Source organism: Flavobacterium sp. (genome assembly GCF_027533505.1).
GTDB lineage: Bacteria > Bacteroidota > Bacteroidia > Flavobacteriales > Flavobacteriaceae > Flavobacterium.
Map to the genome: position 1 here is coordinate 46,123 of NZ_JAPZUB010000028.1, position 6,079 is coordinate 52,201.

The following is a 6,079-nucleotide window of genomic DNA, read 5'->3' on the forward strand; positions in this document are numbered from 1 at the left end:
GATTTGCTTTGGGGATAGTGAATCATTTCTTAAGAAAACCATGTATCTTGCAGTGCCTTTTTTTAGCTTGTTTTGATGCGAAAAATTTTAGTTTTATCCGACACTCATAGTCATATAGATGCCCGAATTATGCATCATGTTGCATGGGCTGATGAGGTGTGGCATGCAGGTGATATTGGCGATTTAGCAGTGACAGATGCGATAAAAAAGGTTCGTCCCTTGCGCGCTGTTTATGGTAATATAGACGATCACCAAGCACGTGCTGAATTTCCGTTGCATAACCGTTTTTTTTGCGAAGAGGTTTCCGTTTGGATTACCCATATTGGGGGATATCCTGGAAAGTATCATCCCGCAATTCGAGAAGAATTAAAGGCGCAACCACCCCAGGTGTTTATTTGTGGGCATTCGCATATTTTGAAAGTGCAATTTGACAAAACCCTAAACCTTTTGCATTTGAATCCCGGAGCGGCGGGTATTCACGGATTTCATCACGTTCGAACCCTTTTACGAATGGTTATTGATGGGGCAAACATTAAAGATTTAGAAATTGTTGAATTGGGTCCACGTGCCTTATCTCGTGGGGTTTAGAATAAATAGCCTACGGAAAATTGTTCCACGGCATTTTTGACATCGGCATCGCGTTTGGGTTCGGTGAGGCCTGCGAGATACCGTCCCGAAACAAACAGTTCTTTAGTGATTTTATAACTAAGTCCGCCGGCCAGAGCGAAATCAAACGTTTGGGTATCTCCTAGTGAAAAAGAATTACGTTGATTGACCAAAATTGAAGCTTGAGGCCCCATTTCAAGGCTTAGGCCATCTTTGGTGAGGTAGAATTTGGCTAAAACGGGAACGGCTAAATACCCTAATTCATTTTTTACTTGAGTGCCGAATCCGCTTAGCTCGGCGCCTTGGGTAGCGTATAGGAGTTCGGATTGTAGCGAAAAATTCTCCATTATTTTTGCTTCGAGTACCATTCCTGCGTGGTAGCTGGTGAGTGTTGAGAAATTGACACCTTGAACAGATCCACCATTGTAGTTGGCAAAATTAACACCAGCTTTTACACCAAATTTTAAAAATTGAGCGCTTCCAAATTGGATAGTGGTAGTACAAAATAATAGCACTAAGAAAAACTTTTTCATCGGTCTTGTTTTTACAGATTAACGAATAAAACGAATCAATCATTGTGCCATGGTAAAAAAAAGTGATTTAAGTGGTTTTGCTATGGTGTTTTTCCCATTCTGACTGAAGCAGTTGATACAATTGTGTGATATTATAGCGAACGCCATTGCCGTTGATGGTAAAAGGGGTGCCAAATCCATGTTGGTTTTTTCGCAGGATGCGTAAGGATATTCCAGAAACTTTGTTGAGGTATACTTCAGGGTCTTTGGTATAAATAAAAATAAAGTGATTATTAACTACTTTTTGGTGGGTTATTTTGGTTATAGAATTCCATGTGATGAGTCCAACTTGCATAAACGAGGTATTGTCCCAAATCCCTTTATCATTAATGATCAAAGCGGGTCGGGTATCAAGGAGTTTTATTATGCTTAACAAGCCTGTGAGTCCGAAGAAAAGGATGCTAGCCCATCCAAAAATTGGGGCCCATGTATCCTTGGATTGCGGTTTGGAAAGGATAAAGAAACCCATGCTTACAAAGCAAATTGCGCCGAGTAATGAAATCCAAAGTTTTGTTTTCTTTTGCGGGATGTGCAGGGTGGTTGCCATGGAGAGGTTATTTAACGTGGTAAAAATAAAAAATCCGTTTCCAAAGAAACGGATTTTAACGCACTAATAAACTAAGTTTACAGGTTTACCGAATACGGTCCACAGATTTTACGAGATCTTCATCCTTTTTGATGGCTTTATTGGCTAAAGCCAAAAGTACGATAGAAAAAATAGGAAGGAACATCCCAATACCCTTCTCTGAAACCGTTGGGGTTTCTCCGGATACATTTAGTGAGCGGTAAATCAATAATCCTAATAAAATTAAATTTAATATGATGGACAGTCGGTTGAAAACGAACTGTTGTTTGCGGTTTTTAAAGGAAATTATACTCATAGCAATGAGTGCAGTGGCTGCCCCAGAGAGGACTAAGTACGAAACCTCCATCATGAAAAAGAAATCCTTACCATTGGCGTCTTTCCACAGCGGAAAAACATAGCCTAGAAATCCAGAAGTAAGAATGGCTCCAGCCATGTAAAGTGTTTGAATACGTTGAAACATTACCTGTTCAAATTTGAGGCTCAAAAATAGTATTTCTTTTTTTAAAAAACTATTGCGCCCTGAATTTTTATTCGTATTATTGCATGGCAATTCCGTAAACACTTCAATCTCACGGAATTTATTTCTCGAGCAAAACTCCACTGTATTGTATTTAGAAAGACCCCTAATTTAATCGCTTTGTTATCATTATATGTTTGACATTTCAACGTTAAAAACCATGAAGCTTTCTGAGCTTCAGGATATTGCCAAGTTGGCACAAACCATAAAATTTGCTGGTGTAAAAAAAGAGGCACTTATTGAATTGATTATTGCGCATCAAGAAGCGGTCAATCGAGGAGAAACGCCACCGACAACTTTTTCTAAACGCGGAAGAAGACCTCGAATTTCGTCGCAAGAATCTGCTGTGGGTAATTTATTTACGGCTGACGCACCCTCGGAAATGACGGTAAAAGAAGCTGCTGCGGAAGAACAACATGCAGAAGAACCCAAGCGCCGTGGACGAAAACCAAAGCAGCCTGAGTCCGTGCCTACTCCCGTTGCTGAGACCACACCTTCAGCAGCTCCAGCGGAGGAAACACCAAAATCTTTTGTTCGCGAGGGTCGTGAAAACGCTCTGGAGCGTCAACGAAAACCGTTTCAACGTAACATTGTGACGCCTAATATTACTGGAGCTCCTGTGGATTATGAGCCCTTTATGCCGCCACAAATCACTACAGAATCGCTTCCATCGGATTTTATGGAGCCTATCCGTGGAGCGAAACAAGAGGAGCGAAAACCAGTCGGAACACCACCCCAAAAAAGTCGCCCTGAGTTTGTACCCCCAGGCCCAAATGTTGATATTCCGATAACTGAACCCGTTTATGTTTCGAATGCCAATGGAAATGGCAATGGAAACCCCAATGGAAATGCGAATGGTAACGGAAATTCATCCTATGCCAACCAAAACAATAAATTTAAAAAGACCCAAAATGTTCGGGATGCTGACTACGAGTTTGACGGCATTATCGACTGTGAAGGCGTTTTGGAAATGATGCCCGATGGCTATGGTTTTTTACGATCTTCAGATTATAATTATTTGGCTTCTCCTGACGATATTTATTTATCAACATCTCAGATTCGTTTGTTTGGTTTGAAAACCGGAGACACGGTCAAAGGGGTGGTTAGACCTCCCAAAGAAAGTGAGAAGTTCTTCCCTTTGGTTAAAGTTTTAAAAATAAACGGACATGACCCGCAAGTGGTACGTGATCGGGTATCTTTTGACCATTTGACCCCGATTTTTCCCCAGGAAAAGTTCAAAATGGATGCCAAGCAAGCGTCGGTTTCTACCCGAATCATTGATTTGTTTTCTCCGATTGGTAAAGGGCAACGCGGGATGATTGTGGCGCAGCCTAAAACAGGAAAGACTATGCTGTTGAAGGATATTGCCAATGCGATTGCAGCCAACCATCCTGAGGTCTATCTTTTGGTGTTATTAATTGATGAGCGTCCTGAGGAGGTGACCGATATGCAGCGCAGTGTGCGTGGGGAAGTGATTGCTTCTACCTTTGATCGTGAACCGCAAGAACACGTAAAAATTGCCAATATTGTTTTGGAAAAGGCCAAACGATTGGTTGAATGTGGTCATGACGTAGTGATTTTATTGGATTCGATTACCCGTTTGGCTCGTGCCTATAATACGGTTCAGCCGGCTTCTGGAAAAGTGTTGAGTGGTGGTGTAGATGCCAATGCGTTACAAAAACCAAAACGTTTCTTTGGAGCGGCGCGTAATGTTGAAAATGGAGGTTCATTAAGTATTATTGCTACGGCATTAACGGAAACGGGATCGAAAATGGACGAGGTTATTTTTGAGGAATTTAAAGGAACGGGGAATATGGAACTTCAATTGGATCGCAAGATTGCCAACCGACGTATTTTCCCAGCAATCGACCTTACCTCGTCGAGTACGCGTCGTGATGATTTGTTGTTGGATGAGAAAACGTTACAACGTATGTGGATTTTACGCAAGTTTTTGGCCGATATGAATCCTGTGGAAGCGATGGATACTATCAATGATAAAATCAAAAAGACGCGAACGAATGACGAGTTTTTGATTTCGATGAATGATTAAAAGTGCGGGCTTTTAGGGGTTTGTATTGAAATAGTAGTAAACCTAACAGGTTTTTAAAACCTGTTAGGTTTTATTTTTTTTTACCAAAGTTGTTTTTGGCACCGACTCGCGATAGGGATTGAGGCATTGTAGAAGCTCGCCGGAGGAACGGAGGCAGCGACTGCCGAAAGCCCGGCCCGAAGGGATCGCCCAGATCATTGATCAGAGGGTAGTGCTCAGTTTGCAGTTTTATTAAAAAAAAAGAGCCGCATTGGGCGACTCTTCGTTTAGTTTTATATACGATTGGTTATTCTTTAGAGGCAAGATAGCGTTCGGCATCCAAAGCAGCCATACATCCTGTTCCCGCCGCTGTAATTGCTTGACGATACACGTGATCGGCGGCATCACCAGCTACGAAAACGCCTGCTACATTTGTTTTGGACGTACCTGGAATATTAATCACATAGCCTGTTCCATCCAAGGTAATATAATCCTTGAAAATTTCGGTATTGGGTTGGTGTCCAATGGCTACAAAAAAACCAGTAGCCGGAATTTCCCGGGTTTCACCACTCGCGCGATTGACAACTTTTACGCCCGTAACAACTTGTCCATCACCTAAAACTTCAACGGTTTCAGTGTGCATGAGTATCTCAATATTTTCGGTTTTTCGAACGCGATCTTCCATAATTCGAGAGGCTCTAAATTTCTCACTGCGCACAAGCATCGTTACTTTTTTACAAAGTTTGGATAAATAATGGGCTTCTTCACAAGCTGAGTCTCCGGCTCCAACGATTACTACCTCTTGATTTCGGTAAAAGAAACCATCGCATACAGCACAGGCGGAAACACCACCTCCCATTTGAAGGTAATGTTGCTCGGAAGGTAATCCCAAATATTTAGCAGAAGCTCCTGTGGAAATAATGACCGTTTCACAATGAATTTCGGTAGCATCATGAATCCAAACTTTATGAATGGGTCCGCTAAAATCAACTTTGGTAACCCATCCATCACGAATGTCAGCACCAAAGCGTTTGGCTTGCTCTTGAAGTTGTACCATCATTTCGGGCCCTGTAACACCTTCAGGATAGCCTGGGAAATTTTCCACTTCGTTTGTAGTGGTTAATTGACCACCGGGTTGTGTTCCTTGGTATAGCACAGGAAACATATTAGCGCGGGAAGCATAAATTGCAGCGGTATATCCAGCTGGCCCCGAACCTATGATTAGGCATTTTACTTTTTCTATTGTGTCTGACATGATGTAATATATTTTTAGCGACGCAAAGTTACTTTTTTCTCTTTTTGATTTACGTGAAAACTAAATTGTAATTAACAATTTTATCATAAGTTCAGGTTATATTGACCTAGAGTATAAAATGAATTCAGGATAAAATAACAGGATTACATATCCTGAAGGGGGTAGGTTGCTCAAGAAAAAAGGGACCCGCCTTAGCAGGCTGTGTCCGCAGTACATTTATAAATTGTTTTGGAGCTAAAAAAGCAGGATTACATATCCTGAAGGGGGTAGGTTGCTCAAGAAAAAAGAGACCCGCCTTAGCAGGCTTTGTCCGCACTTTTTTTGTACTTCACTTAGCTCAAAAGTAAACTTTTGGCACGTGTAGTACAAAAAAGAAGCCGTCTCACAACTTGAGACGGTTTTTTTTTACGTTTTTTCTTGCATAAAAGAGTTGTAATTTGTATATTTATATCTGATTTACAGATGATTAGACATGAATTTCAAACACTACAATCAACGTCAAACCACACTTTTA

General features: G+C 41.3%; 6 protein-coding genes. 2 read left to right on the forward strand and 4 right to left on the reverse strand.

Annotated features, from left to right (window positions below):
* Positions 1-75 precede the first annotated feature (75 nt).
* Positions 76-588, forward strand: a complete 513-nt coding sequence (locus tag O9316_RS06120) for a metallophosphoesterase family protein (protein ID WP_298203389.1) — start codon at positions 76-78, stop codon at positions 586-588.
* Here O9316_RS06120 and O9316_RS06125 read toward each other — a convergent pair.
* The 3 genes from O9316_RS06125 to O9316_RS06135 all read right to left on the reverse strand — a co-directional run bounded on the left by O9316_RS06125 (position 585) and on the right by O9316_RS06135 (position 2,224).
* The gene (locus O9316_RS06125; protein WP_298203390.1) at positions 585-1,139 is read right to left on the reverse strand and encodes a porin family protein; all 555 of its coding nucleotides are present in this window, start codon (positions 1,137-1,139) and stop codon (positions 585-587) included. The two genes, O9316_RS06120 and O9316_RS06125, sit on opposite strands and share 4 nt — an antisense overlap.
* Positions 1,140-1,206: 67 nt before the next feature.
* Positions 1,207-1,725, reverse strand: a complete 519-nt coding sequence (locus tag O9316_RS06130; protein ID WP_298203391.1) for an STM3941 family protein — start codon at positions 1,723-1,725, stop codon at positions 1,207-1,209.
* Positions 1,726-1,810: 85 nt separating this feature from the next.
* Complete coding sequence (locus tag O9316_RS06135; protein ID WP_298203392.1) at positions 1,811-2,224, reverse strand: DUF4293 family protein; 414 nt, start codon at positions 2,222-2,224, stop codon at positions 1,811-1,813.
* A gap of 190 nt (positions 2,225-2,414) precedes the next feature.
* Here O9316_RS06135 and rho point away from each other — a divergent pair, with 190 nt between their 5' ends.
* Positions 2,415-4,331, forward strand: coding sequence for a transcription termination factor Rho (gene rho, locus O9316_RS06140; RefSeq protein ID WP_298203393.1), 1,917 nt, complete (start codon positions 2,415-2,417; stop codon positions 4,329-4,331).
* A gap of 286 nt (positions 4,332-4,617) precedes the next feature.
* On the opposite strand, the gene trxB is transcribed toward rho, so the two are convergent.
* Positions 4,618-5,565: a thioredoxin-disulfide reductase gene (trxB, locus tag O9316_RS06145; protein ID WP_298203394.1), complete on the reverse strand. Its 948-nt coding sequence runs from the start codon at positions 5,563-5,565 to the stop codon at positions 4,618-4,620.
* Between the last annotated feature and the right edge of the window lie 514 nt (positions 5,566-6,079).

Coding starts and splice junctions, on each gene's coding strand:
- O9316_RS06120 (WP_298203389.1), top strand. CDS start 76: ATGCGAAAAATTTTAGTTTTATCCGACACTCATAGTCATATAGATGCC.
- O9316_RS06125 (WP_298203390.1), bottom strand. CDS start 1,139: ATGAAAAAGTTTTTCTTAGTGCTATTATTTTGTACTACCACTATCCAA.
- O9316_RS06130 (WP_298203391.1), bottom strand. CDS start 1,725: ATGGCAACCACCCTGCACATCCCGCAAAAGAAAACAAAACTTTGGATT.
- O9316_RS06135 (WP_298203392.1), bottom strand. CDS start 2,224: ATGTTTCAACGTATTCAAACACTTTACATGGCTGGAGCCATTCTTACT.
- rho (WP_298203393.1), top strand. CDS start 2,415: ATGTTTGACATTTCAACGTTAAAAACCATGAAGCTTTCTGAGCTTCAG.
- trxB (WP_298203394.1), bottom strand. CDS start 5,565: ATGTCAGACACAATAGAAAAAGTAAAATGCCTAATCATAGGTTCGGGG.